At 43.3% G+C, this 26,175-nt stretch carries 25 protein-coding genes; 5 read left to right on the forward strand and 20 right to left on the reverse strand.

The window, feature by feature from the left end:
* Positions 1 to 17 precede the first annotated feature (17 nt).
* From CA600_RS04260 to CA600_RS04310, 11 genes are all read right to left on the reverse strand, one after another.
* On the reverse strand, positions 18 to 941 hold the full coding sequence (locus CA600_RS04260) for a carbohydrate ABC transporter permease (protein ID WP_256989727.1): 924 nt from the start codon (positions 939 to 941) through the stop codon (positions 18 to 20).
* Positions 942 to 958: 17 nt separating this feature from the next.
* Positions 959 to 1,849, reverse strand: a complete 891-nt coding sequence (locus CA600_RS04265; RefSeq protein WP_094869079.1) for a carbohydrate ABC transporter permease — start codon at positions 1,847 to 1,849, stop codon at positions 959 to 961.
* Positions 1,850 to 1,925: 76 nt separating this feature from the next.
* A complete protein-coding gene (locus CA600_RS04270; protein WP_094869080.1) occupies positions 1,926 to 3,299 on the reverse strand; it encodes an extracellular solute-binding protein in 1,374 nt (457 codons plus the stop codon).
* A gap of 180 nt (positions 3,300 to 3,479) precedes the next feature.
* Positions 3,480 to 4,670, reverse strand: a complete 1,191-nt coding sequence (locus tag CA600_RS04275; RefSeq protein WP_094869081.1) for a Ger(x)C family spore germination protein — start codon at positions 4,668 to 4,670, stop codon at positions 3,480 to 3,482.
* Entirely contained in the window at positions 4,663 to 5,766 is a 1,104-nt protein-coding gene (locus CA600_RS04280; protein ID WP_094869082.1) for a GerAB/ArcD/ProY family transporter, read from the reverse strand. The genes CA600_RS04275 and CA600_RS04280 overlap by 8 nt, the downstream gene beginning before the upstream one ends.
* A gap of 35 nt (positions 5,767 to 5,801) precedes the next feature.
* Positions 5,802 to 7,493 carry a spore germination protein gene (locus tag CA600_RS04285; protein ID WP_094869083.1) on the reverse strand — a complete coding sequence of 564 codons (1,692 nt, stop codon included), beginning with the start codon at positions 7,491 to 7,493 and terminating at the stop codon, positions 5,802 to 5,804.
* Positions 7,494 to 7,672: 179 nt separating this feature from the next.
* Entirely contained in the window at positions 7,673 to 9,871 is a 2,199-nt protein-coding gene (locus CA600_RS04290; RefSeq protein WP_094869084.1) for a DEAD/DEAH box helicase, read from the reverse strand.
* The gene (locus tag CA600_RS04295) at positions 9,868 to 11,187 is read right to left on the reverse strand and encodes an ATP-binding protein (protein WP_094869085.1); all 1,320 of its coding nucleotides are present in this window, start codon (positions 11,185 to 11,187) and stop codon (positions 9,868 to 9,870) included. The genes CA600_RS04290 and CA600_RS04295 overlap by 4 nt, the downstream gene beginning before the upstream one ends.
* 15 nt (positions 11,188 to 11,202) lie before the next feature.
* Positions 11,203 to 12,807 (reverse strand): TerB N-terminal domain-containing protein, encoded by a 1,605-nt coding sequence (locus CA600_RS04300; RefSeq protein WP_094869086.1) that lies wholly within the window; start codon positions 12,805 to 12,807, stop codon positions 11,203 to 11,205.
* Positions 12,808 to 12,949: 142 nt separating this feature from the next.
* Complete coding sequence (locus CA600_RS04305; protein ID WP_179281530.1) at positions 12,950 to 14,152, reverse strand: MFS transporter; 1,203 nt, start codon at positions 14,150 to 14,152, stop codon at positions 12,950 to 12,952.
* A 91-nt stretch (positions 14,153 to 14,243) separates the two neighbouring features.
* Positions 14,244 to 15,011, reverse strand: a complete 768-nt coding sequence (locus CA600_RS04310) for a DUF1836 domain-containing protein (RefSeq protein WP_094869088.1) — start codon at positions 15,009 to 15,011, stop codon at positions 14,244 to 14,246.
* 113 nt (positions 15,012 to 15,124) lie between these two features.
* On the opposite strand from CA600_RS04310, the gene CA600_RS04315 reads away from it, so the two are divergent.
* Entirely contained in the window at positions 15,125 to 16,450 is a 1,326-nt protein-coding gene (locus CA600_RS04315) for a hemolysin family protein (protein WP_094869089.1), read from the forward strand.
* 30 nt (positions 16,451 to 16,480) lie between these two features.
* On the opposite strand, the gene CA600_RS04320 is transcribed toward CA600_RS04315, so the two are convergent.
* Genes CA600_RS04320 through CA600_RS04330 form a run of 3 tightly spaced genes read right to left on the reverse strand, consistent with a single transcriptional unit; the run spans position 16,481 to position 17,852 of the window.
* Complete coding sequence (locus tag CA600_RS04320) at positions 16,481 to 17,020, reverse strand: GNAT family N-acetyltransferase (protein WP_094869090.1); 540 nt, start codon at positions 17,018 to 17,020, stop codon at positions 16,481 to 16,483.
* A gap of 24 nt (positions 17,021 to 17,044) precedes the next feature.
* A complete protein-coding gene (locus tag CA600_RS04325; RefSeq protein WP_094869091.1) occupies positions 17,045 to 17,473 on the reverse strand; it encodes a GNAT family N-acetyltransferase in 429 nt (142 codons plus the stop codon).
* A gap of 25 nt (positions 17,474 to 17,498) precedes the next feature.
* Positions 17,499 to 17,852 carry a VOC family protein gene (locus CA600_RS04330; protein WP_094869173.1) on the reverse strand — a complete coding sequence of 118 codons (354 nt, stop codon included), beginning with the start codon at positions 17,850 to 17,852 and terminating at the stop codon, positions 17,499 to 17,501.
* 161 nt (positions 17,853 to 18,013) lie between these two features.
* Here CA600_RS04330 and CA600_RS04335 point away from each other — a divergent pair, with 161 nt between their 5' ends.
* A complete protein-coding gene (locus CA600_RS04335; protein ID WP_094869092.1) occupies positions 18,014 to 19,360 on the forward strand; it encodes a TrkH family potassium uptake protein in 1,347 nt (448 codons plus the stop codon).
* Positions 19,361 to 19,421: 61 nt separating this feature from the next.
* Here the strand turns inward: CA600_RS04335 and CA600_RS04340 are convergent, their stop codons facing one another.
* Positions 19,422 to 19,697, reverse strand: coding sequence for a hypothetical protein (locus tag CA600_RS04340; RefSeq protein ID WP_094869093.1), 276 nt, complete (start codon positions 19,695 to 19,697; stop codon positions 19,422 to 19,424).
* A 177-nt stretch (positions 19,698 to 19,874) separates the two neighbouring features.
* On the opposite strand from CA600_RS04340, the gene CA600_RS04345 reads away from it, so the two are divergent.
* From CA600_RS04345 to CA600_RS04355, 3 genes are all read left to right on the forward strand, one after another.
* Positions 19,875 to 21,107 (forward strand): aminopeptidase, encoded by a 1,233-nt coding sequence (locus tag CA600_RS04345; RefSeq protein WP_094869094.1) that lies wholly within the window; start codon positions 19,875 to 19,877, stop codon positions 21,105 to 21,107.
* A 50-nt stretch (positions 21,108 to 21,157) separates the two neighbouring features.
* Positions 21,158 to 22,387: an aminopeptidase gene (locus CA600_RS04350; RefSeq protein ID WP_094869095.1), complete on the forward strand. Its 1,230-nt coding sequence runs from the start codon at positions 21,158 to 21,160 to the stop codon at positions 22,385 to 22,387.
* Between the two features lie 222 nt (positions 22,388 to 22,609).
* Positions 22,610 to 22,792: a hypothetical protein gene (locus CA600_RS04355; protein WP_042128123.1), complete on the forward strand. Its 183-nt coding sequence runs from the start codon at positions 22,610 to 22,612 to the stop codon at positions 22,790 to 22,792.
* 71 nt (positions 22,793 to 22,863) lie between these two features.
* On the opposite strand, the gene CA600_RS04360 is transcribed toward CA600_RS04355, so the two are convergent.
* The 5 genes from CA600_RS04360 to CA600_RS04380 form a co-directional block, all read right to left on the reverse strand.
* Positions 22,864 to 23,556 (reverse strand): AlkZ-related protein, encoded by a 693-nt coding sequence (locus CA600_RS04360; protein ID WP_094869096.1) that lies wholly within the window; start codon positions 23,554 to 23,556, stop codon positions 22,864 to 22,866.
* 27 nt (positions 23,557 to 23,583) lie between these two features.
* On the reverse strand, positions 23,584 to 24,156 hold the full coding sequence (locus CA600_RS04365) for a TetR/AcrR family transcriptional regulator (RefSeq protein ID WP_094869097.1): 573 nt from the start codon (positions 24,154 to 24,156) through the stop codon (positions 23,584 to 23,586).
* On the reverse strand, positions 24,157 to 24,873 hold the full coding sequence (locus CA600_RS04370) for an MBL fold metallo-hydrolase (protein ID WP_094869098.1): 717 nt from the start codon (positions 24,871 to 24,873) through the stop codon (positions 24,157 to 24,159).
* A 167-nt stretch (positions 24,874 to 25,040) separates the two neighbouring features.
* On the reverse strand, positions 25,041 to 25,220 hold the full coding sequence (locus CA600_RS04375; RefSeq protein ID WP_094869174.1) for a helix-turn-helix transcriptional regulator: 180 nt from the start codon (positions 25,218 to 25,220) through the stop codon (positions 25,041 to 25,043).
* Positions 25,221 to 25,490: 270 nt separating this feature from the next.
* Positions 25,491 to 26,093, reverse strand: a complete 603-nt coding sequence (locus CA600_RS04380; protein WP_094869099.1) for a nitroreductase family protein — start codon at positions 26,091 to 26,093, stop codon at positions 25,491 to 25,493.
* Positions 26,094 to 26,175: the final 82 nt, after the last annotated feature.

A 26,175-nucleotide genomic window follows, 5' to 3' on the forward strand; every position in this document is an offset into this window, starting at 1 on the left:
TAATTTGCAATATAGAGTTATCCTTTTACTGCTCCCGCCACCATTCCTTTTGTAATCTGATTAGATAAGAAGAAATAGATTAAAATGACGGGTAACGCACCCATCACTAGAAATGCACCGATATTTCCATAGTTTACAGAATACTGACTAACGAATGTGTACACGCCAAAGGGCAAGGTCTTCAATTTCTCGGAGGAAATGAAGGTGGCCGCTAAGATATACTCATTCCAAATGTTGATGAACGTTAGAATACACACAGTCATTACCGGTGGCACGGATACAGGAAGAATGATCGCGCGGAAGATCCGATATACGCTCGCCCCATCTATAAAGGCCGATTCTTCGATTTCATGCGGAATGCTCTTCATAAAGCCACTTAATATAAACACCGCTATAGGAGTAGAAAAAGCTACATAAGGTAATATGAGCGATAAATGCGTATTCAGAATATGCATATTTTTGAAAATGATCATCAGTGGTAGCAAAGTGGCCTGCATGGGAATCATCATCCCCATTAAGAAAATCGTCATGACCAAGTTGCCGTAACGCCAACGGAATCGAGAAATCGCGTAAGCTACCATGGAGCTAAGCAGGATAACGAAGATCATCGTTACACCAGTAACCAATACACTATTTGATAAATACTTTAGGTAACTACCTGACTTATAAGCCTCGCTATAGTTATGCCACTGAAATACTTTAGGAAATGAGAAAAAACGTCCTCCCAAAATCTCCTCATTGGTCTTCAAGGAATAAAGCATTAGCCATAGAAGAGGATATAGCTGGGTAACGACAGGAATCGCAAAGAGAAGATACACGAGTCCTTTCTTGAAATATAAGAACGTATGAGTTCCACTTAATACATTATCCTTATATTTCTCGCTTAAACGCTTACCGTCCTTGTAAGGACGCTTTGGGCGTTTATGCTTGACATTCCGCATGATCGCGCACTCCTTTGCTAACTGAATTTTTTCTCAAGCTTATTAAAGATCGTATTTATGCTAGCAGTAAACACTAGGCACAGTATGACCAAGAAAGAAGCGATAGCGCTACCATAGCCATATTTAAAGGATAAGAATGAACTGTTGTACATATGTGTGGAGATAACATCTGTAGCATGAGCGGGTCCACCGGCTGTCATGACCATTACGAGATCAAAAGCCTGCAAAGACCCTATAAAGGCGAGTACGATAGATATTTTAAAGATTGGAATAATCAGCGGAAAAGTAATGTATCGATCGGCTTTGAATCCGTCAGCCCCATCAATCTTTGCCGCTTCATACAGCTCATCCGGAATATTCTGAACACCGGTATATTGAATCAGCAAATGGTAGCCGAAATATTGCCATAGAGAAACTGCATAAAGAGCGAACATCGCAATTTTAGGTTCTGTGATCCAATTGTGAGTCCAGCTATCCAGCCCAAGAGAGATCAGGACACCGTTCAACATCCCTCCCATGGATACCGGGTCATAAATCGTTTTCCAGAGCTGTCCAATGATAACCACCGACAAAATAACCGGCGTAAAGTAAATAGAAACTAAAGTGTTTCCTTTTCTCACGTACCGGTTTAGAAGGACAGCCATCAACAAACAAAATGGAATTTCCACCATGGAAGCCACAGCATAGAGTAATGTTCTCCTTACAGAGGGCCAAAATACCGGATCATGAAAAAACATATCTTTGAAATTAGCAAGTCCAGCAAACTTCGCAGTCGTAATTCCGTCCCATTTTAGCAATCCTGTATAAAAGGATACTAGAATAGGAGCAAACACCAAGCACACATACAAAAGCAGGCAAGGTAACACGAAGACGGCGATTGTGCGCGCTGGAACCTTTAGTACCTTCATTATTTCCGCCCCCTAGAATGTAAACACGATGCGAAGAAGCGTTTAAGCACCCTCGCATCGCGTTTTGGAAACCTTCTTATTTATTTGCTTCAAATGCGGTTTGATGTTCTTTAGCTACTTGAGCGGAATCCACTTTTTGAACAAAAAGATTTTGGATACTGCTGAGATGGACTTGTGCCGTAGCTGGGTTCATAGTGTTGTCAAAGGCCAAGTCGCCACCTTTAACCTGATTGAATAATCCTGAAACGTTGATCGCCAGATCAGAGTAACCTGCGGCTTTCAGGTCTCCATCCACTTTTTGACCAATCCCTACAGCATTTTTGAGTTCAAATTGCTTTTTAGGATAGTTGAGTGTAAAGAAGTTTAAGAAGTCTTTGGTTTCTTGTAAATGCTCACTGTTCGCAGAAATTGCAAAGGCGCTACCTGGTGCGAGCATGAATTCATTTGGATCACCTTTACCATTCACACTTGGGAATTGGAAGGCTCCTGCTTTACCAGCCACTGAGGATGCGTCAATTGCACCTGTTTCCCAAGAACCGATAACCCACATAGCAGCTTTACCGGATTTAAAGATATTACCACCTGCGTTAGCATCGATGGAAGTAGCTCCATCTGGAAATGCACCTGCTTGCACGAGATCTTGGAAACGGTCAACAGCTTCTATGAAAGCAGGATCTTCAAATGTTTTTTTGCCATCCAGCACATCTTGAAGGAAACCAGGTCCCCCATTGGTGCGAAGCAGGATATTCATGAACAAGAATGAACCCGTCCAGGAATCTTTTTCACCGATCGCGATTGGCGTAATGCCCTTTGCTTTCAAGGTTTTTACATCTTGGAGTAATTCATCGAATGTTTTAGGAGTGTCTGTGATTCCCGCTTGTTCGAAAAGTTCTTTATTATAATAGACTACCTCGATGTTATTACCATCTGGCAGCGCATAAACATTGCCATCGAAGCTGTAGTAATCAAGCAGACCGGATTGATAAGTGTCTTTCAGTCCATTTTGATCCAGCATATCATTCAGGGGAGCAAACAGCTTAGCATCAACGAAGGGTTTCATTTGTGCAGCCGGGTTAACAATCGTAATATCAGGAACTTCTTTGGAAGCAGCTTGTGTCTTCAGTTTGACTTTTTGTTGGTCTGTATTCAAAGTATCTAGTTCGATGTGAATGTTAGGGTTTTCTTTTTCATATTGGTCAACTAATTCATGAAGCATTTTATAAGCAGGTGTTGCTGGATCCGGATAAATATTTTGAAAAGTAATCGTGACCTTCTTACCGCTTTCGGTTTTAGTAGTTCCGGCATCTGGAGCATTCGTAGCTGTATTCCCTTTCGACTCTGTAGCGCCTTTACTCTCATTGTTGTTTGAATTTCCACACGCTGCCATACTTAAAACCAAAGCTGCTGATAACGCAATTGTTGAAGTTGCCTTCATTTTTTTGCTGACCATTGTTTGACGCCCCCTATTTTCGTTATAGGCTAATTATTGTACTGTTAAGCGCTTTCAACAAGGTGTCAAATTTAAGATAAATGGTTTGTTTTTTCTAGAAAAATACAATATATGTCCGAACATAACGAAACACCCGCTAATTCGGGTGCTTCCATGAACCATATTTTCGACGTGAGGCGATCATTTAGATGTGGAACCAAAATCGGTGATTTTAAGTTTTATATCAAAGGTCAATGGCATCCGCGTAAATTCATCGTCCCAATGATCCTTCATCTGTTTCCAAATATGCGGCTTTTCAATGCTGAGCCAATCACCGAATCCAGCTACATCCACTTTGTAAGTGGACTGCATTTTGTAGATAAGTCCATTGATATGTTGGGTTAGTTTCTCTTCAAATATCTTCTCTAGTTCTTTAAAATAAGCTACACTCGAGGAATCCTCATCCACATTCCAATTCTCAATTAGACGTCCAGTGGACTCAATCGCAACATGAAATGACATCCCCTTATCATCGCTCTTATTCAGTGTAATCTTGCTCTTCACTGATTTAATCTCATAAGTAATGGAGTCGTTCGACCGATCATAGGCTTTGATGCTCCCGCTCTTAATATCGCCTTTGATCCAGGAAATACTCTCCACATCATGTTGGTCAAGGTTGCCGATCCAATGCCCTGTCTCTCCCTTGATAATACCGGCCCCGGAGAATTCCACCTCACCTTGTGCTTCCACAACGTTTTGCAACACAAAACTTCGCTTAGAGTACATCAGAGCATCTAGATTGGACAATGTTATCCCCTTCATAACTTTACTGGTTCTGAAGTTGTTTTGGACCATCTCTTCAAGTCGAATGGAAGGAATCTCCTCCGAGTTCGTCTTAAGCGTATCGGACGCACGCCCTTGGCTTAGAAATATTAGACAGCTCGGGCGGATATCGTTATCTCGCAGCACAAAATCCATTAAACGTCTGATCTTCACTTGTTGCACAAGATTATCAGCCATTACGATAACCTTGAGATGATGGCCGATAATCGGACGGTTCTGACGAATGGTGAATTGGCGGAATACTTCAAGCAGAGAATCCCCAGTCTCAGAAACATTGTTAAAATGGGTTCTGGCTGTTTCTCCATCTTTACCGGTATTTCCAATTGTTCTTTCAGGTATAATTTGTACAGTTGCCGTAACTTTATTTTGCTTTTGGTAGCTTCCCCCACGTTCCTCGAATTCCCGTTCGAGTGCATCAGGTTCTCCCTTATCAAGCGCCAATCCTGTATAAACACTTAGATCTTCAATCTCTTTACTGCTCCAACAGCCAGGCTGTGTAATTAAAATAATGGATACTATTAGTAAGTGTATAGCTCTCTGCCTAAACATTCTGCTTAAGTCCTTTCTTCCTGATCAGTAATACAATCGACAATAACAATGGCAACAATACAAAGATCAGCACGCCCATATAGCCAATGGAATCACCAAGACTGAAGACGTCATTAATGCGTTGAGGGATCATCGTACAGATGAAGATGATGGGCATTAAGGCGAACATCACCGGATGAATCTTCAGATTGAACACCTGTGAGATTCCAAGTGAAGCATTAAAGAAAAAGCTGCAAAAATTACAAAACATCCGCATCAACCAAATGACCAGCAGCGGGAATTCAAATCGTTCAAAAAAGAAACCAGAAATTTCAAAGCTCCGTACCAAATCTATCGTAGGCCAGGTACTTGTGATTACTGAATTGATGGACAAGCCGCCAATCACCATCACAATCGTAACCAGATACAGCACCAGCGGAATGCATAATCCGACCAACATCCCCTTGACTGCTTCCTGCGGATGCTGCATAAAGGCCGTCATCGTCATCACAACCTCACAACCAGTAAAGATCAGGATGCTCGACTTCATCCCCCGGAAGACCGGCATGATGCCTTCACTTAGAAAAGGACGTAAATGATGAATATCAAATATTCTGGAGCTTAAAATAAAACAAATGATCAGGATAAAGATACTGATTGGAAATACAATCTGAAACACGCGGGCTATGGAATTAATCCCACCATACACCAAATACGTACCCACCCAGATAAATGGCATCACGATCGCCCAGATCGGAGTGCCTTCCAGAAGAAAGAACAATGTTACTTCCGCCAGTACGCGGATTTCGAAGCCAGCAATGACAATAAAGTAAAGAATCAATAGTGAACTCAGCACACTACCTGGGAGATTTCCCACTATTTTTTTAGAATACTGAAAGACCGTTTTTCCCGGAAATTGTTGGCTAAGCTTCACCATCACCAAGATTACCAAAAACACGACGATACCACCCAGCGCTACTGAAAGCCAAGCATCGGGAGTCTGCACAGCCTTGACAACACTTTTTGGCATAGTTAAAATGCCAGCACCCAACATGGAATTAGTCAATACAATGGCAGCTTGTGAGGTTGTGATCTTGTCATCCGTACGTTTGAACACTGCGCTCCCCCCTCTGCTCCTGCTAGATACATTCTCTAGGACTTGCGAATTTTCTTCTGGGTCTTCAGCATCTCCGGTCTTCGCTTCATGATAGATAACGGCGCACGGACGAACAAATCCTTCCAATCACTTACCCGGAAAGGCGAGATTGGGGTGACGTAAGGAACCCCGAAGCTTGAAAGTCGAGTCAGATGACTGCAAATTAGCAGAAAAAAAAGGATGGTACCGTACATACCCAGGACCGCCGCAAATAACATACCTACGAATCGTAAGATCCGCAAGGTAATCCCAGCACTGTACATCGGTATGGAAAACGAAGAGATCGCTGTCACGGCAACGACAATTACCAGAAAGGGACTTACAATACCGGCTTGTACCGCGGCATCTCCAATGATCAGTCCTCCGACAATCCCCATTGCCGGTCCTATGGGCTTTGGTAGACGAATTCCAGCTTCACGCAAGATTTCAATAGAAATCTCCAGAATCAATACTTCAATTAATGAAGGGAAGGGTACACCTTGGCGTGTTTCGATAATGGAAATCGCTAGCTGCGTAGGAATCAGCCCCGGATGAAAGGAGATAAAGGAAATATACAGAGCTGGGGCTAACAGAGCCAGAAATGCTGCGCCAAACCGTAGCACCCGCAAAAGTGTACCTGGAAACCAACGCTCATAGTAGTCCTCAGGTGACTGCAATAGCATACTGAACGTAACTGGAACAATGAGGGCAAACGGTGTGCCATCCAGCAGGATAGCGATTCTCCCCTCTAATAAGGAGGCAATCACACGATCGGGTCTTTCTGTATTCTGTGTTTGTTGAAACGGGCTTAAATAATCATCTTCGATTAACTGTTCCACATAACCAGATTCCAGAATGAAATCCATATCAATTTTGGAGATCCGGTCTTTCACTTCCTGTAGCAGATCTGGATTTACAATGTTTTTCATATAAGCGATAACCAGGTTCTTCTTGATTTCGCTACCCACTTCAAACCTTTGCATTTCCAGATGCTTATTGAGCCCTTGGCGGCGAAGCATAGAGGTATTCTCACTGAGCACTTCGGTAAATCCAATCCTTGGTCCCCGCAGTAAAGCTTCTGAAGTCGGCTCAGTAATAGAGCGCACTGCTCCATGTGGAAAGCCAACCAGCAGCATCTCACGCATGCCTTCTACAATCAGTGCGGTGTATCCAAACAGGACTGACTCCTGCAGATGATCCAAATCTCTAGTTTCGTTTAGCTGAGCCAGCGGTAGCATATTCTGTTTCATATAGGTGTATATTCCTTCGGAAGCCTGCATTTCATTGGCAAACATCAGATTCTGTAGCACCTGTTGGTTGATTAGCAGTTCATTCTGCATGCCCTCAACATAGACCAAAGCGGCACGTGCCTGAATACCTTTGACTGTGAATTCACGAAAACACACATCACTATTTCCTTCTAATGCCGTTCTTATCGCTGCTAAATCGTCATCATAGTCTTGAGTAAACCCTGTAGACTTAGAAGGCGGGTGATCGGCTTCAGTTTCCTGTTGATTTGCTGCATGATTGTCCGAATTCTTCGGTTCAGCATCCTGAGATTTAGCCCCTGAATTCTTGGAGCGTCCGCTTCCAACATAGAAATATAGATGCTTGTAAAGATAATAAACCGCTATGGGAAAGAGCAACGTTATCGCCGCCTGTATAAAAACTGTCCAATCGGGAATATAAGAGACTATTTTAGACCACATCGCAATCATCCTCTTAATAGGAATCTTCTAGATACTATTCTCCGCCTGCCCTATTTTTATGCAGCTTTTGGAATAGGAGGAAACTCTAGATTGGCGTAAAGACATACATGTTGCTGTGCGTCCGAACATAAAGAGACGCCCGCATAAGCGGGCGTCTCGATTAAAAATGTTTAAAATAGTTATTGTGGTTGCCGCCATTGTTTTAGCACTTCAAGCAACCCCGGAACATCTAATCCATCCAAAGAAAAAGCTTTGCGCAGCAGCTCATGCGGGATGAACTCGTCGTATTTCCCGAGATAAGGCGCCTCATCTGGTGATAACAAGGATAAAGGGTCACTTGCAGCCATGCTTTCAGCGATAATTTCTGCTTCCAGCGTATCTGCATCTGTTTTGCCTGCAACCACCATATAATAAGGTTCCATCGGTACGATAGATCTAAGTCCCTGTGAGCTCTTTAAATTGTTCTTGAGAAGGCGCTCTAGTGTGCGGAATTGCCGACTACCCGCCCACGGTAAGATAAACATCGAATCTCCACCTGCCGGCATAACGGAACGTTCAAGCATTCCACTTTCCTTCGCTAAACGGCGTGCTCGTTCAAGCCGCGCAGCCGCACTCGGAGCAAGATACGGATACAAGGATGTTGCGCCTAACACTTCACGAATCTTCATCATAATGCGTGTATGCACATCCCCACCCGCTCCAAGCCACAACGTATCCACTTTTCCGCGTGAGGTTTTTACATAAACAGCTTTATGGCGATTATCGACCTCTTCTACCTTCCAGAGCTTCCCTGCCAGAGTAAAACAGTAACCCGGTGGTGGTACCGTTGTGATCGAACCGATCTCTTCCGTCCCGTTATAGACAACATGCTCTTCATCGTCTTTGAAGACTGCATAGAAGCGGAAGTTGTTCACGATCTTCTCCCCTGCCATCCCGATAATCAGGCTGCCTTCATCCATCTTCTCGATTTGTCCCATACCCAGCATATAAGTCATGAAAGTATCGTAGTCCACAGGATCAATGCTATTGAAGGAAGGTAAGCTAAGTACAGCCTCTTTTAATTCCTCCGGCTCCGCCTCCCCCATACTTTTCAATATGCTCATCGTCTGATGGTATAGCAGACCAACGGGCAACTGGCGCACCACCAGTGGTTCAACCCACTTCTCGCGCACATAGAGCTCTATCACCGCAATCGCTCGAAGCAATGTCCAAGGCATCCGTGCCGGAAGCTGCGCTTCCTCATCCTCTTCCTCGGGCGTGACAAAGATCATCTCGGATGCGGCGTCCCCGCGCCTGCCCGAGCGACCGAGCCGCTGCACAAAGCTTGCGCAGCTATAAGGAGCGCCGACCTGGAGCACCCGCTCCAGCTCTCCCAGATCAATGCCCAGCTCCAGCGTCAATGTCGCTGCCGCAACGGCAGGTCCGGAGCCTTGCCGCAGCGCGGCTTCCGTCTCTTCGCGGAGCATCGCGGAGATACTGCCATGGTGAACGTGAAAAACATCCCGTTCCCCACGCTTCGCGGCCGTTCTCCGCAGCTCAAGGGTCGCCGTCTCTGCATCCGAGCGGCTATTCGTGAAGATCAACGCTTTCTTAAGATGCGTATGATCGTAAATGAAATCGTAGTAAGACTGCTTCGCGCGTTCTAAATGCTCCGCCTGCACTTCATCCCGTGCATCCGGAAAAGAGAAATGCTCCACACTTAATCGGAGCTTACGCCCGCCCTGTGGAGCGGACACCTCTACGCTCTCCCGCGTACCAGCCGCCAGCCATTCCGTCACCGAAGCATAGTCGCTAAGCGTGGCCGATAGACCGATTCTGCGCGGATGACATCCCGCCATTCGTGAGATTCTCGCCAACTGACTTAAGACCTGAATCCCCCGATCAGCGCCCATGAAGGCATGAACCTCGTCTATAACAATAAAACGAAGATCATGGAACAGAGCTGGAATAGCATTCGGACGGTTCATCAATAGTCCCTCAAGCGATTCAGGAGTAATCTGCAGCACGCCGGAAGGATTCTGCACCAGTTTCGTCTTATCTGCTTGCGGGACATCCCCATGCCAGTGCCACACCGGAATATTGCCTTCACGTAGTAAATCGTTCAGCCGTGTAAATTGATCGTTAATCAAAGCTTTCAGCGGAGCGATATACAGAATACCGACCGAACCGGATGGACGTTCATACAGCTCAGTAAGCGCTGGAAAAAAAGCCGCCTCTGTCTTACCAGAAGCTGTACCCGAAGCAATCAGTAAGTGATTTGGCGTATCAAACAGCACACGACAGGCATCTACCTGGGCCTCGCGTAAGGTCTCCCATCGGTTCTTATAGATAAACTCTTTAATGAAGGGAGCCAGCCTGTAAAACGGATTATCACTCATAATTCAAACTCCGCGAGGAATCCATCTAACTCGTTTTGTTCAGTTTCAGCAGGTTTAGAGGCTCGTTCGCCCACTAGCTTCTCGAAAGAGATTTCCGGATGCTGGTGCAAGGTGTGTAACAGATCCATAAAATCACGCACCACTTCACGTGGAGTCAAGAGCTCGTCTGCCCCTAATCTGCCCACTGCTTCTTCCATAAAATGAACCAATTGTTCCTGTGTTAACTGTGCTTCGTAACCATAATGAAGGGCATGGATATCTCTAAGCTTTTGCAAAAGGATCAAAATTTCTTCATGTGAGAGCATGTCTAGTGCAATAACAGGCCCGGTATAATTGTTCAGACCTGCTGCGCCGTATCTTCCTGCTACTAATCTAGAACGCAGCGCTTCATAGCTAAATAATCCACGTCGACTATCTTCCACAAATTGCGGAGTCCCCCCTATAAAAATTCCCAGGCTCTCTGCCTTGCCCTGCATCGTATCATTGAACATCGTAAGCAGCTTTTCATAGTTACTCTGACGTGAGATGCTGTTGGTGATTTTGTAGAGATTGACGCCTTCGTCTATGAACAGCAGCATTCCCTTATAACCAATAGCAGAAGTGAATTCCGCCCACAGCTTCATATAATCATACCAATTATCATCATCAATAATCACGCCAACACCAAGTGCTTTTCGTGCTTCCGTTCGAGTGGCGAATTCACCTCTGAGCCAGCGAAGGGAATCCTGCTTCAGTTCATCGTCAGCGAGCTTATGGGCATTCCAATAAGAAGCCAGTACTTTGGCAAAATCAAATCCATGCACCAACCCGCGCATTTCGGAGGCTACAGCATAGATTCGTTTCTCAACTTCTTCTCCAAGCTGGGGGTGATCAGGGCCATATTCATTCTCTTGCATCACAGACTGCTGAAGCGTAATGATCCATTTTTGCAAAATAATCTCCAGAGCGCCTCCATCTGGACGCGTCCGGGTAGACAAGTGACTCATCAGCTCTCGATATGTAGCAAGACCTTGTCCTTTCGTTCCCACTAATCTTCGTTCAGGGGATAGATCCGCATCAGCTACTACAAAATCCCGATCCATCGCATAATTACGTATCATCTGCAAAAGAAAGCTTTTGCCGCTACCGAATTTGCCTGTAATCAGCTTAAAAGCAGCTCCACCCTCCGCAATGTTATCCATATCTCTCAATATCGCTTCAATCTCTGGCCGGCGACCAACGGCTATATGCTCTAGTCCGATACGCGGAACCACACCGGCTGTCAGTGAATTGACTAGCGCTGTCGTCATGCGTTTAGGTATTTTTAAAACATTCATCCAAAGTTCACCTCATTAAATATTAATCAGATAAATTTTATATTCTTCTGCAATTTCAACACCATCTATGATCAAATCACCTAGAATGTCCATTGCCATATCATTGATCTCATCAATCAAGAGCTCTGACATCGTGCCGTTTGCAGCCGCTAGCTTCTGTATGGCTTGTGTTCCATCCTCGTTCATAAGCGCAAAAAGAGCTTCGTGTTGGAGTGGACTTAAAGCTTTAGAGAACTTCTCCCACTCCGATCCTACGTTAGCAGATTGAATTTCTTCTATAGTTAATTCAGGCTCAAGAGACAGAAGCGGTACAATGATTTCATCTTCAATCTCTTCAAATTCTTCTTTTTCTACTACTTCTTCAAGCATGGATTCCTCATTAGTAATCTCAAAACCGCTATCCTCAGGCTCTTCCGGCTCAATCATTTCCTCAACCGTAAGCATGGTTCGTACAATCTCGGAATCACTCTGCAGCCTTTCAAGCTTCTCACGATCAATGACTACTGCCGGCCCCTTGTCTTCCTGTTTCTCTTTCTCAAATTCCCGCTTCAGAAAACGAGTGATAAGATCATCCATATCAGCATCCACGTTAACCCCTTTGAGCCGACCACGATAACCCAGCAGTTCCCGTAATTTATTCTCAGTCAAACGGAACAGCCTTGTAATCAAACTGCGAAGCGGTGGAGATTTACTGATACGAACAACCGGTATAAGTACAGAATAACCATATAGCGAAATATCATATACGGCGCTACGGAATAAATAACGCTCCCGCATAACTGATGGGCCTGGTGGGAACATTTCAACCAAATTCGAGCCGTGTTTCCGACTGACATAAGCGTTGATTAATGCCACTATCTGTGGAATATATCGTTCGAGGGCTTCTTTACCTTCCCCCATATAAAACTTCGATTTACTAATATCGTAGTCCGACATCGCTGTTAATACCGTAAAGGTTAACTGCTCAGGAGATACAGTAAGACATCTCTCTAACTCTAGCTCAGCCAGATCTCCAGCAAGGCCGCGTGAACGAGCAACGATTAGCGATAGTGGCACATCCAAATGATGAACAAACGAGAAGTCCGCGATCCAACCACCCAAATATTGATCCAGACGTTTATATTTTTCTCGATAAGCTTCCCAGATTTGACTGAGCTGTTTATAGCCATCATAAGGATCTTGCCAGCCTACACCATTAATAAGCTCATACACATGCAGAAAAATATATGAAAGATCCGTTTTCGGATATCTACCCTGTCTAACTTCATAGCGCCAATAAAAATACCATCTACTTTGCGTGCCTGTCATATGACCATACGTGGGCCAGTAGCTCTTAAAAGGAACAAAGAGTGCTGAATCCTCAGTTCTATGCTCCAATTCCTTCGCTCTAGTTACAAACTGGCTTTCTGTTGTTGTCACAGGTTCTGGGGTGTCCGTCTCCAGATCCCAAAGCTGAAGCTGTAGAGAAGGTTCTGACGACGCTTTAGACTTCCCTACATTTGCAGTAGATAACTTAGGCAGCACTGGTTCTGATGAATTTCGCGGGGGAATAGGAACATTTTGCTCCGTACTTTCCCAGACTAATTCCGTGAAATGAGGCTGCTTTCCATCCTTACTCATGTTCGATCGCTCCGTTCTTATAAAAGAAGGACTAATTTAAAAAAAACGGCCCTGTTCACAATTGTGAAGGAACCGTTTTGTTCTTATTAAATTTTAGCATTGTTGATAGATTAACATCAAGTATGTAATGAAGAATTATCCTTTACAGTAGCTCCGTTCCCTTTGTCTCTTTTCCTAGGAAGAGCACCGCTAACGCACCGATAATAATCGTTACAAAAAATAACATGAAGATCGAGCCAATTGCTATAGATTTACCTACCAGCACACCTACTAGTAAAGGAGCGATGATGCCACCAATCCGGCCAAAAGAAGTCGCTAAACCAGCACCTGTTGAACGAATAGATGTTGGATATAGCTCTGGTGTATATGCGTACATGCCACCCCATGCTCCAAGATTGAAGAACGACAAGCAAATACCAGCAGCCATCAGCATGCCTTCAGTCGTCGCATTTCCGAACCATGCCGCACTAACGGCAGTGAACAGCATATAGATGACCAGGACAAACTTACGTCCGAACTTCTCGATGAAGTAAGCGGCAGTAAAGTAACCTGGGAGCTGGGCGAGTGTCATGATTAGCACATACTCGAAGCTCTTAACTAAACTGAACCCTTTAAGTACCATAACTGTAGGAAGCCATAAAAACATGCCATAATACGAAAACACTACGGTAAACCATAAAATCCACAGCATAATCGTAGAACGGCGATACTCTGGTGACCATACAGTTGCGATACGTTTTTTCAAGGAGACAGGTGCCTTCTTAATCTCTGCAAACTTCGGTGAATCATCTATAGCGCGTCTTAAATATAAAGCATATAGAGCGGGAACAGCACCAATGCCGAATGCTACACGCCAGCCATAATCAGGAATGACGAAGAATGCAATTAACGCAGAAGCAATCCACCCAACCGCCCAAAAGCTCTCCAGCAGCACAACCGCGCGGCCTCTCTCACGGGCAGGCATACTCTCAGACACTAAAGTTGAGGCAACAGGCAGCTCCCCACCTAGTCCAAATCCAGCGATAAATCTAAGCACGCAGAGTATCCCGAAGCCTGTTGCAAAAGCCGATAACCCACTCGCAGCCGAGAAAATCAGGAGTGTCCATAGAAGGATCGGTTTACGTCCGAATCGATCTGCTAATATCCCTGCCGCCGCAGCGCCCACGGCCATGCCCACGGAGTTAATACTTGTTAATATGCCTATCTGCTCCGGTCCCAGATTCCAATCCTTGGCTAAAGCCGCTACAACAAAAGAAATCATCCCGACGTCCATCGCGTCGAACATCCAGCTTAAGCCTGCACTGAAGAGTAATTTCCTCTGCTTCGGATTCCGCAGCAGTGTCATTTGATTCACTTCTAAGCCCCCTTATATCCAACATATATCTTATGAAACTTACTTTTGATTGTTTCACTTATACATTTTAAAATTGAAGCGTTCAAAAATCAAGAAATAAAGCCGCATTAAAGTATTGTCTGGCAAGTGATTGAAAATAACAGGTCTGAACAGCTATCGTGGCGATCAGCAGTATGTTGCGCACAGATTCTCTCTGAGATCTTGTAAGATGCGTCAGCCGATTGATCACACGATCTGTAGAACTTCTAAGCAGGGATTCTTCTTTCCAGGAGAACTCCTTATGTAAAAGTTGATCTACTTTACATTGCGTCTGTATCGTGGGATTGCTCTTGATCTCTTCAAAAAGTCCAGCGTATGCGAAATACAGTTTTGCCGGTTCTATGAGATCATCATCGTCGCGATCTGGCTTTAAGAACATCAGTTGGAATAGCTGACGAATACTTTCGAAATTCAGGGCCGATTTGAGATCATCAATCATAAACAGAAGTGCTGCCTGATTGACTGAATACTTTTTTCCCTCTCTTGGAGAACCGAGGTACTCCTTAAAGTCGCGCTTCACCCAGTTTTGCATAGTAGTCACAGTCAACGTGGAATACTCTATAAGATGGCCTAATGAAGCAATTTCACCAAGTGAAAAGCCTTTAACATTATCGCCCTTAATGATCTTTTGTAAAATGGGTGGAACATCTGTAGATAAAAAAGCGGGTAACGAAGTCCCCTTTTGAATTTCATCAAGATGAAATTTGGTCCATGCCTCTTGGAGGATATTCAGCGGTTTCCGGTCTGATAATCCGGTCAATGAGAGCAGAAGACTGGACATCTCCACACGAGTCAATGCAAATGATTCCATATCTGTTTCCCTCCACCATTTGATATTTTTCTGAAAAGTTCGTAGAATAGTTCATAAGAACTCATAATATGAGTATAACCTATTTTAGGAACGAAAGGGATGGTAAAGATTATATGGGTATAGGACTTAGTTTGACGTTGGTGGCTATTTTGATTATTTTAACCGCTTTTTTTGTAGCAACGGAATTTGCATTGGTGAGACTTAGAGGTAGCCAGATCAGTCAAATGGTGATCGAGGGAAAGAAGAACGCGCTAGCTGTACAACGAGTGTCTGCTAATCTTGACGGGTACTTATCTGCTTGTCAGCTCGGGATTACAATCACTGCGCTGGGTATTGGTGCGTTAGCAGAGCCGGCGTTTGAGCAGCTGCTCCTTCCGGTATTCGACTGGGCTAACATTAGTTCAAGTGTGAGTCACCCTCTTGCGTTTTTATTCGCATTCGTCATTGCAACATTCCTACACGTCGTTGTCGGGGAACTTGCTCCGAAGACAGTAGCTATAAACATTCCGGAAAAAATCGGTCAAATTACATCACCGCTGATTATTTGGTTCTACAGAATTTTGTACCCACTCATTTGGTTTATGAATGGTTCCGCAAATCTGCTTGTTCGCCTTTTTGGGATGAAGCCTGCCAGTGAGCATGGAGACGCACATAGTGAAGATGAGATTCGTTTGATCTTATCCGAAAGCTATGAAAGTGGAAAAATCAATAAAGCTGAATATGGCTATGTAAACCGTATCTTTACTTTTGATGAGATGTTGGCCAAAGAAATCATGGTTCCAAGAACCGATATGGTATGTCTTTTCACCAATCATTCATTGAAAGAAAATTTCGAGATTATTCGTAAGGAGCAATATACTCGCTTCCCGGTTGCAGAAGGCAGCAAGGATAATATCATCGGAATGATTAATACCAAACAGCTTTATTTGCAATATGACAATAACCCAGATTTTGATTTCAAAGGCTTGATTCAGCCTGTCCTAACTGTATCTGAAGTAACACCTGTTAAGAATCTTTTAACCCGTATGCAATTGGAGCGGGTGCATATCGCCCTGCTGCTTGATGAGTATGGTGGAACATCTGGCCTCATCACGATAGAAGATATTTTGGAAGAAATCGTTGGTGAAATTCGAGATGAATTTGACGGTGATGAGCGCAGAGAAATTGAGAAACTAAGCGATACAAATTATCTGTTCGATGGTAAGGTATCTTTAATTGAGGTCAAGGAGCTTACCGGTCTTGATTTCGAACATGAGGAAGTGACAACGATTGGAGGCTGGTTATACAGTCATATCCCGGATCCGGCCGTTGGCAAAAGCATTGTACATGATAACGTAACCTTAATCATTCGTGAAATGAACAGATACCGTGTACGCAAGGTTGAGGTCATCATTGAGTCTACTGGTGATACTGAATCGTCAGAGCTTGAGAATTCATAAGCTTTTAATCATAAAAAAAGGATAGAGTTATCAGATTAAAATCTGATCCTCTGTCCTTTTTTCTTTTTTCAAAATCTTACTCATGTAATATTCATCTACCCATTGGCCATCGATCACAAGTGATTTTCTTTTCGTCCCTTCGATCTCAAACCCATTTTTGATATATAGCGCCACAGCCGGTTCATTATGTGTCATGACGGTTAGCTCCAGTCGAACAATTTCAGTATTCCTAGCCCAAACATCCATCTCTCGGAACAGACCTGCACCGATCCCCTTACCTTGATATTGTCTTAGGATGCCAATGACTATGTACGCATTATGGTGATTGCGTCTAACACTTCCACCTCTAACCGACATAAAACCTATCAATTGGTTATCAGCCTCTGCACCAATAAGGATTGAAGTATCGGCTGAAGCGAAGCTTTCGATCATCTCTTTGACCTGATTTAGACTGGATTGCCGTTCATCCGGTTCCAGTAACATGAATTTGGATTCCTGGTCTAACTGATGCTGAAGGCGAAGCAATTCACCTGCATCCTCCGGCACCAGCTCCCTCAATGTAACCCTCATATTCCCACTTCCCATCGTAAATAGCTATAAGTACTTTTTGAACAGCTTACTGGAGCTGCTATTGTATCCAAGATGTTCGTAAAATTGATGTGCATCCTCTCTACTGACTGCACTCGATAACATGATCTTAAGGGCACCCCTAGAGGTGGCTGCGTGCTCAGCATATCTCATTAATTTCGCTCCGTAACCTTTCCCTCTCACCTCTTGTGATATGATGACTCTTTCAATGACAGCAAAGGGTCGATCGTCACATAAAGCATCCATACACAGATGGAGATGGAGCGTCCCAACAATAGTCCCTTCTTCTTCGTACACATAAAGAAAACTATCCGTATTGTCAGCTATCCGCTTCAGTCGTTCCGGTGACACTTGTATAGCTGTTTGCTCAGGCAACAACATTCGATATAAATTTTCAATATACAATGCGTCTTCAGGAACAGCCTCTCTTATCATTAGTTTATTCCTTTCTTAATCATTCTTAACAACGACAGACCATGATAACATTACCATTCGGATCTTTAAAATTAAACCAATGATCATGCTCGATATCCGTAAGAATCTCTCCGCCATTTGCTTTCACATAATCGTAAGCAGCATCAATATCTTCGGTATTTAGATGAAAAGAGGGGATATTAAGAACAGACTCAGAGGTGTAAATTTTGCTGTCTAATACGATTTCTGGTCCCTGCATGGGGATGACGTATAAATGCCCGAATAATACTTCACCATCCAAAGGCAAACCAAGCAATTGGCAATACCATTCTTTTGATTTCTCAATATCCTTTACCGGAATAAAAACTGCACCAATCTGATTCAGAATCGGACTTATCACCATTAAGAAAGCCTCCTCTTTAAAGTTGCAGAATAGGGTGTTATTCTAGAATAATTCGATAAAATATGTCAATTACCTCCCTCCACTTAGGGAAGGTCTGGCAAGTTATGTTATAATTTTGTGAGCACTAATCTAATTTCACGTATGACAGGAGAATTGAAGTGGCTAATCTGAACTTCGGTGGATTGAAATTAACACCACCTAAAGTCTTATCACTAGGATTTGTAATACTTATCACTGCCGGAACCTTTTTACTTAGTTTGCCGGTAGCCTCCGTAGAAGGGCATATTTCTTTTATTGATGCATTATTCATGGCTACATCGGCAACCTGTGTTACAGGTTTGGCAGTCATTGATACGGGCACACAGTTAACAACTTTTGGACAAGTCGTTCTACTCGTATTATTTCAGTTTGGGGGATTGGGTTTTATTACGATGGCCACCTTGATTACTTTGGTCCTTAATAAACGAATATCCTTTAAAGAGCGAATTCTTATGCAAGAATCTATGAACCAGAATTCCATGCAAGGTATTGTCCAGTTAATCCGCAGAGTCCTGATCTATTCCCTTGTTATTCAGCTCACAGGTGCCATCTTGTTTGCCGGTAGGTTTATGATGGATATGCCTTTCGGAAAAGCTGTATATTATGGAATTTTTCACAGTATATCTATTTTTAATAATGCAGGCTTTGATTTATTCGGTGACATTCATGGACCCTTTAGTGGACTTACTCGTTTTGTAAATGATCCTATAGTGAATTTCACCTCAATGTTCCTCATCTTTCTAGGAGGGGTCGGTTTTATTGTCCTATCTGATGTTTTTGACTTTCCAAAACGCAAAAAGCTTACTCTACATTCTAAAGTTGTTCTTTCGACCTCTGGGATATTAATTGTCATTGGGGCTGCTCTATTTTTCTTACTAGAATTTAATTCTACGCTGAAGCCTTTGAGTGCAGGTGGAAAGATGATGGCTACATTTTTACAAGCGATAACACCACGTTCAGGTGGCGTCACTACGATTGAAATTCCACTTATGCGGGAATCTACGCAATTTCTAATGATTCTGCTAATGTTCATAGGGGCTGCGCCTGGATCTACTGGTGGGGGAATTAAGATTACTACGTTCGCTGTTCTAGTGGCTGCGGTTTCTGCAAGACTAAGGGGTAAAGAGGATATTGTAATGTTTCGTCATCGGATCGCCAAAGAAAATGTCTATAGAGCCGTGACGATGACATTAATGTCTCTAATGTTAGTGGTCATTGCTACGATGTTGTTATCCGTGACAGAAAAGGCTGACTTTCTTGCTGTACTCTTTGAATCCGTATCTGCATTCGGGACTTCTGGTCTCTCCACGGGACTTACTCCAGAATTGACTACGGCGGGTAAAGTGCTCGTTATTATTCTAATGTTTCTGGGTCGGACAGGTCCGCTTACTCTAGCTTATGCACTCAAGCCTAAGGGTAGTAAGGAACTTTACAGATATCCTGAAGGTAAGATTACAATTGGATAAGGCGAGATGTATCCAGCGGCAATGAATATTGCCGCTGGTAATCAATCAACACATGTATGTTTTACTCTTCAACGATCTCTTGTTTATCTAGTGCGGCATCCAGCAATTGATTGTATACATCGTCATCATTTTCAAGTAGCGCGTCAGTTTCTAAGAACTGATCTTCACTTCCAGGCTCACCAGCAAAGCTTAGGCTGTAATCCCATTCCGTTCCTCTTGTACTGAAAAAAGTAATCTCATATGGAGCCTTATGGTTTTCGAGAGTAAATATCGTCCTCCCTACATAGCTTTTATCCTCTTTACGGCTCATTTCAGCACTTACGATCTCTAAATTCATCCGCTAATCTTCCTTCCATTCATCAAATCATTTCCCCTTTCAGTATAGCATTGAAATGAATGTAATTCCTCAATTTACACTGTAAATTCCATGTAATTGACTTTTTTCATCCGGCGGTTAATAATTTAGTACAATACTTGTAAAGTACCAAACTATTAGTAATTGGAGGAAATATCGATGACTGATTTCGAGGCAAAGCTTAGTAAATATGCAGATTTAGCTGTGCAAATTGGGGTTAACGTTCAACCAGGGCAAATTCTGGTGGTGAATGCACCAATTCTTGCAGCTGATTTCGTTCGTATGATTACCGCCAAGGCATATGCGATTGGAGCAAGCTTAGTGAAGGTGAACTGGAGTGATGCGAGCATTACACGCCAGCAGTTTGAACATGCTGCTCCAGAAGTGTTCACTGAGCCTCCTACTTGGTACGCAGGTGAAATGACCGAACTCGCCGAGAAGGGTGCGGCTATTCTTAACGTGATTGCGGAAGATCCTGATGCACTTAAAGGTATTGATCCTGTACGCATTTCAAATTATCAAAAAGTACGGGGAGCCGCACTCACCAAATATCGTGAAATGCAAATGTCCGACAAAGTTAGCTGGAGTATTGTTGCTGTACCTTGTCAGGCTTGGGCGGATAAAGTATTCCCGGATGTTCCAGCTGAAGAACGTGTAAGTAAGCTTTGGGAAGCTATTTTCCACACCGTACGTCTTGATCGTGAAGATCCGGTAGCTGCATGGCAAGAACATCTCGACACCTTAGATCAAAAAGCAAATGTACTCAACGCAAAAAAATATAAGAAACTGCATTACATAGCACCTGGTACGGACTTAAGCATCGAGCTTCCAGTAGGTCATATTTGGGCACAAGGAGACAGCATTAATGCAAAAGGTCATTCTTTTGTAGCCAATATGCCTACCGAAGAAGTATTTACCGCCCCTCTAAAGACTGGTGTAAATGGTACCGTACGAAGCACCAAACCGCTTAGCCATGGCGGCAACATTATCGATGGATTCTCTATTACTTTTGAGAACGGACGAATTATTAGTGTTAGTGCAGAACAAGGACAAGAAGCACTAGAGCACCTCATTAGTATGGATGAAGGAGCAAAATACCTAGGTGAAGTTGCATTAGTTCCACATAAGTCCCCTATCTCAGAGTCCAATATTCTTTATTACAATACCTTGTTTGATGAGAATGCATCCAATCACCTAGCTATAGGTATGGCTTATGCTTTCTGTTTAGAAGGCGGTAAAGATATGGCTCCGGATGAACTTATTGCGCATGGATTAAATAATAGCGTCACCCATGTGGATTTCATGATCGGTTCTGCGGAGATGAATATTTACGGAATTACTGCTGATGGAACAGAAGAACCTGTATTTATTAATGGAAACTGGGCGTTCTAATAACTGCATATTTGAAATAAAGACTAGAGATATTGAAAGGAGTAGGAACTATGTTGGATTTCAAGCAAAAACTGGAGAATTATGCATTGCTGGCAGTAAAGATTGGGGTTAATATCCAACCTGGGCAGACCCTTGTTGTAAATGCCGATATCGTTTCCGCAGAACTGGTGCGTCTTGTAGTACGTAAAGCTTATGAAGCGGGTGCGAAGCTCGTCAAGGTTAATTATAGTGATGAGGTTGTTACACGTACTCGTTATGACCTCGCTCCATCCGATTCCTTTTTGGAACCGCCACAATGGCAAGCAGATGAATTGGAAGACCTGGCTAAAAAAGGTGCAGCATTTCTATCGATAACTTCAACGAATCCAGATCTATTGAGCGGTGTTGAGTCCAAAAGAATTGCGGATAATCAGCGGATCTCTGGACAGACGTTAGCTCCATATCGTGAGTTGTTAATGGGGAATCACGTAAGCTGGAGTATTGTAGCATTCCCATCAGCATCGTGGGCGGCAAAGGTATTCCCTGAAGCATCACCTGATCAGCAAATTGATTTGCTATGGGATGCTATCTTTAAAGCCACACGTGCGGATCAAGCTGACCCTATTCAAGCATGGAGTCAACATTTAGATGGTCTGAAAGCACGTTGTACTGCTTTGAATGATAATAAGTTCCGCAAGCTGCACTATACAGGACATGGAACCGATTTGACGATTGAGCTGCCAGAAGGACATATCTGGTGTCAAGCAGGAGCTGTCAATGGCAAAGGAGTCCCTTTCCTAGCCAACATCCCTACTGAAGAAGTATTTACTGCCCCACTGAAGTCTGGTGTGAATGGTAAGGTAAGCAGCACTAAGCCGCTTAGCTATGGGGGTAATCTTATTGACAATTTCACCCTCACCTTTGAAAACGGCAAAGTAACGGATTTCACCGCTGAAAAAGGTTCAGAAACGCTTGCTTCCCTTATTGCGTTAGATGAAGGCTCTGCTTATCTTGGAGAAGTCGCTTTGGTGCCTTTCCACTCTCCGATCTCCGAGAGCGGAATTCTATATTACACCACATTATATGATGAGAATGCCTCCTGCCATTTGGCATTAGGTGCAGCTTATGCCTTTACCCTTCAAGAAGGTACGACAATGACGAAAGAACAATTGCAGGAAAAAGGAATGAACCAAAGCCATACACATGTTGATTTTATGATGGGCTCACCTGAAATGAGCATTGATGGTATTAAGGATGATGGAACAACCGTACCTATCTTCCGTGATGGAGATTGGGCTTAAATTGTTCGCTTAAATTATTGAATAAATAAAATGCCAAACAACCTGCTTGGTTCCTCTTCCGGGGACAAAAGCAGGTTGTTTTTTATTGCAAACTAGAATATCCAGTAAATAAATAGTCCAAATTTGAATAAAAGTTCAATATTTGTTCACACTATTGTTGATTTCCGTTCACAAATATGTCACAATACAGTTAAGGATCTAATTTCCAAGGAGGGGATTATCATGTTGAGAGACCCAATATCCAATGAAATTGACAGCGTTGAAGAAGAACAGCTCGAAATTCAAGCACCGGTGGATTCAAGAATTGTTGCATCTAATGCAATCAAATATACCGCCTATGTTATGCTGTTTTTCGGATTCTTGTATTTCCTGATTGCTTACTTGGCACCTATGTTGGAACAATAATGTGATGGATATGATTTTATTAGAAAACGCTTACGGCTAATCACTCTCATGGGAGTAGTGATTAGCCGTTTTTATTTCCATGAGAGTGCTTTGTTCGTCCAGGCTATTGCTGTAGGCGACCATATGCCATTCATTTTGGAATGTAGCCAAGCTATGGCCTCTTCTCTATCGCCTTCAAATGAGGAAAGACCGTTATCTTCCGTCCAGTGGCTTACAGTCTCAAACGAGGTACTGCTCCAGCCATTTTTCTCACCTTCTGCATTTTGGCGTTCTTTTACACCTGAAATAACGATGTCCAGCGATGCCTGAAGCTCCGTAACTGCATTATCGAATGCCGTCTTCTTTTCCTTAACCTTCATATCAGCTTCAGCACGAAGGATGCGTGTATCAATCCCTTGACGTTCACGGATAATTTGCAGTAAAGTTACTGCTTCTCTGCTGGCCAATCCGTCATTATAACGTTCTTCTATAGATTTTGTACTTCCAACAGCTGCCACAAATGCTGGAAACCACCCGCTAGAGACCAAGATCGCTTTTTTCTTAATAAACTTGCCGTATCCAGCCAGTCCTTCCCCGGGAAACCTTACACGCCATGACCAAGGATCTAGCTCTGTTCCTGTATGCCAATTTTCTGCTTTCGTTAATCCGTTTAAAGATGGGTGATCAGGAATCAGGTTTGCAAGCGGTAAAATCCCAACCTTGGCAACAATGCCTACAGCTTCCTCAAAAGTGGTGACACTACCTTCTTCATATCCCTCATGCATCACTACATCATCTCCTTATGTACTCCATTATTTTGATTTCATATTTCCAATCCCAGCAATGAATGTACCGATGAGGCGAGATAAACTTACATTAGTATCAAGCGCCATTCCGAAACCGCCTTTTTGTTCCAAAGAGGCGAAGCCATGCAAAATGCTTCGTAACCCGCGGACTGCATGAATTTCACCCTCCTCACCTAACTGATAATCCTTCATCACTTGAATGATAAGCTTCAGTATATGTTCACTTGCTGCTTCTAGCTCCGTATTGGCCTGTTCAGGCGCTCGCAGCGTGGTCTCATATAAACCAGGGCGACTTCTAGCAAAGTCCACGTACGCTCGCCCCATCGCCTGTACAGCATCATCTCTACTAAGTCCTTTAGCTGCGCTAATCATGGCCGTAGAAAGCTCACCTAGTCCATAAATTGCTAGTTGTGTACGCAAATCCTGTAGCCCGTTAATGTGATTGTATAGCGACGGAGATCGAACACCTAGTTTATTAGCCAATGCAGCTAAAGTTACGGTCTCGATTCCTTCATGATCGGCAATTTCTGCTGCTGCAATAACTAGCATACGACGATCTAATCCCGCTCTAGGTGACATTTAATTCCTACTTCCTTGATTCATTTGTGCTTTGTGTATGGCATTCTCCATGGTTTGAACTGGATTTCTAAGCAAGTCTCCATGTCCAGTGGCCAGTATAGTCGGAGAAGCCTCTAGAAGCTTAATGGCACTTTTTAAGGCTTGATCTTTATTCCAGGTGGCCATAGCCGGAAACGGAAACCAAGGAATTACGGTTCCTGAAACTGCGGTTCCCCGGAAGGTTTGAAAAGCATCGCCAACAATAACAGCTTTGCTTCGTGAATCAATAAAAGACATAGAGCCAGGGGTATGACCGGGAGTTAGAATGGCTGTCAACGAACCAATGACATCGCCATCATAGAGTAATACATCTGGTCTTGTTGTTACCTTATCGGGTACACTTCCCTTAATAGGGGTCTGAGGTTCTCCCTCACGAAGGGAACGATCTCCGCTTAATAAAGAGGAATCCCTTTCTGAAATGTACACCTGAGCCTCTGGAAGCTGCTTTTTTAGTTCATCCAGTGCACCAACATGATCACCATGAGCATGCGTTAATACAATACGAGTAATCTTCTTATTTAACTTTGCTGAAGTATCCATAATTCCCTTTACACTAAACGGCATGGCCGCATCGATCAAAGTTAATTCATTTTCTTCCTCTATGATGTAACAATTCACAGGAAACACTTTTGGCATCCAAGTCAGCTGTAATAAATGACCTTCACGAGTTACTCTCATCATTATCCCTCCACAAAACTAATGGTATTAGCTTAAATATAAACTAATGGTATTAGTTTTGCAATAGCGATTTATCCATTCCTCTACCCACTATCATAAACCCGTATGTACTAATCTTCTGACCTTCTGAGATAATCCGCTCATCCTTAATCCTTGTCCCTCTCACCTTAATCCTCCCAAAAAATATCGTTTAATGATCTATCCAATGCCTTGCAGATCGCTAAGCATAACTTAAGTGTCGGGTTATAGTTTCCAGCTTCAATTAGGCCAATCGTCTGCCTTGTAACCCCTACTAATTCCGCTAACTGTTCTTGGGAAAGATCTTTTTCTACACGAGCCAGTTTCATCTTGATGTTCTTGTTCTCCCCCACGCTTTTCCCTCCTTATACAGATTGTTTCATTACACTAAATTGTAATCTATACTAATCATTATGCACAGTATATATTGCTATAAACATTTTCGAAACTTCTTCAACTCAACTTTACTCATCCTCGATTCATCTTTACTCGACTTTCCTTATCTTTTCCCTGCCTCTTCCCTAGAGATTCTAAGCAAGAAAAAAAGCACCCCAATGGATGCTTTAAACGATTACTATTCAAATCCCTTATAGTCTTCTCTATTCCACTACATCGTTCTCTGGATAGCTATCAACGATCTTCAGTAGTTCAGAAGCATCCGTGCGTGGACGGCTGTCTGGCACAGTCTCGGGGTATCCAGCATGGATCATAGCTATAATCTTCTCTCCTGGCTTCACACCAATTTTGTTACGGAATTCAGGATTATTGATATAAGGATCGGTCTTCCAAATCGTTCCCACGCCTTGCTCCCAAGCAGCTAGCTGGAAGTTCTGCACAAGTGCTGACGCTGCTGCAAAATCCTCATCCCACTCTCTCTGCCGAGGATCTTCAGGCATCACCACAATTAACGTTAAGGGAATATTTGAGATATATTCTTTGCGCTTGGCAGCCACTTCAGGATCAGCTATGGCACGTTTCACGAAGGCAAATGCTGCTTCAGCCAAGAACTTTGTACCTTCACCTTGAAAAGCAATGAATCTCCACGGCTCACGAACCCCATGATTAGGCGCCCATACCGCTACATTTAACAGTTCCTCTAATAGTCCTTGTGGCAGTGGATCTTTTTGAAAAAGTTTAATAGAGCGCCGTTCTTTAATTAGTTCTGCTACGCTATTCTTTTGAGTCGATTGAGTTTGTGTCATAAGATCCACTCCCTATAGTAATAATGATAATCATTATCATTATCATTAATGATACAGTATCGATCTGCCTTTTGCAAATAAT

The organism is Paenibacillus sp. VTT E-133280 (assembly GCF_002264385.1).
In the GTDB taxonomy this organism is placed as follows: domain Bacteria; phylum Bacillota; class Bacilli; order Paenibacillales; family Paenibacillaceae; genus Paenibacillus_AQ; species Paenibacillus_AQ nitricinens.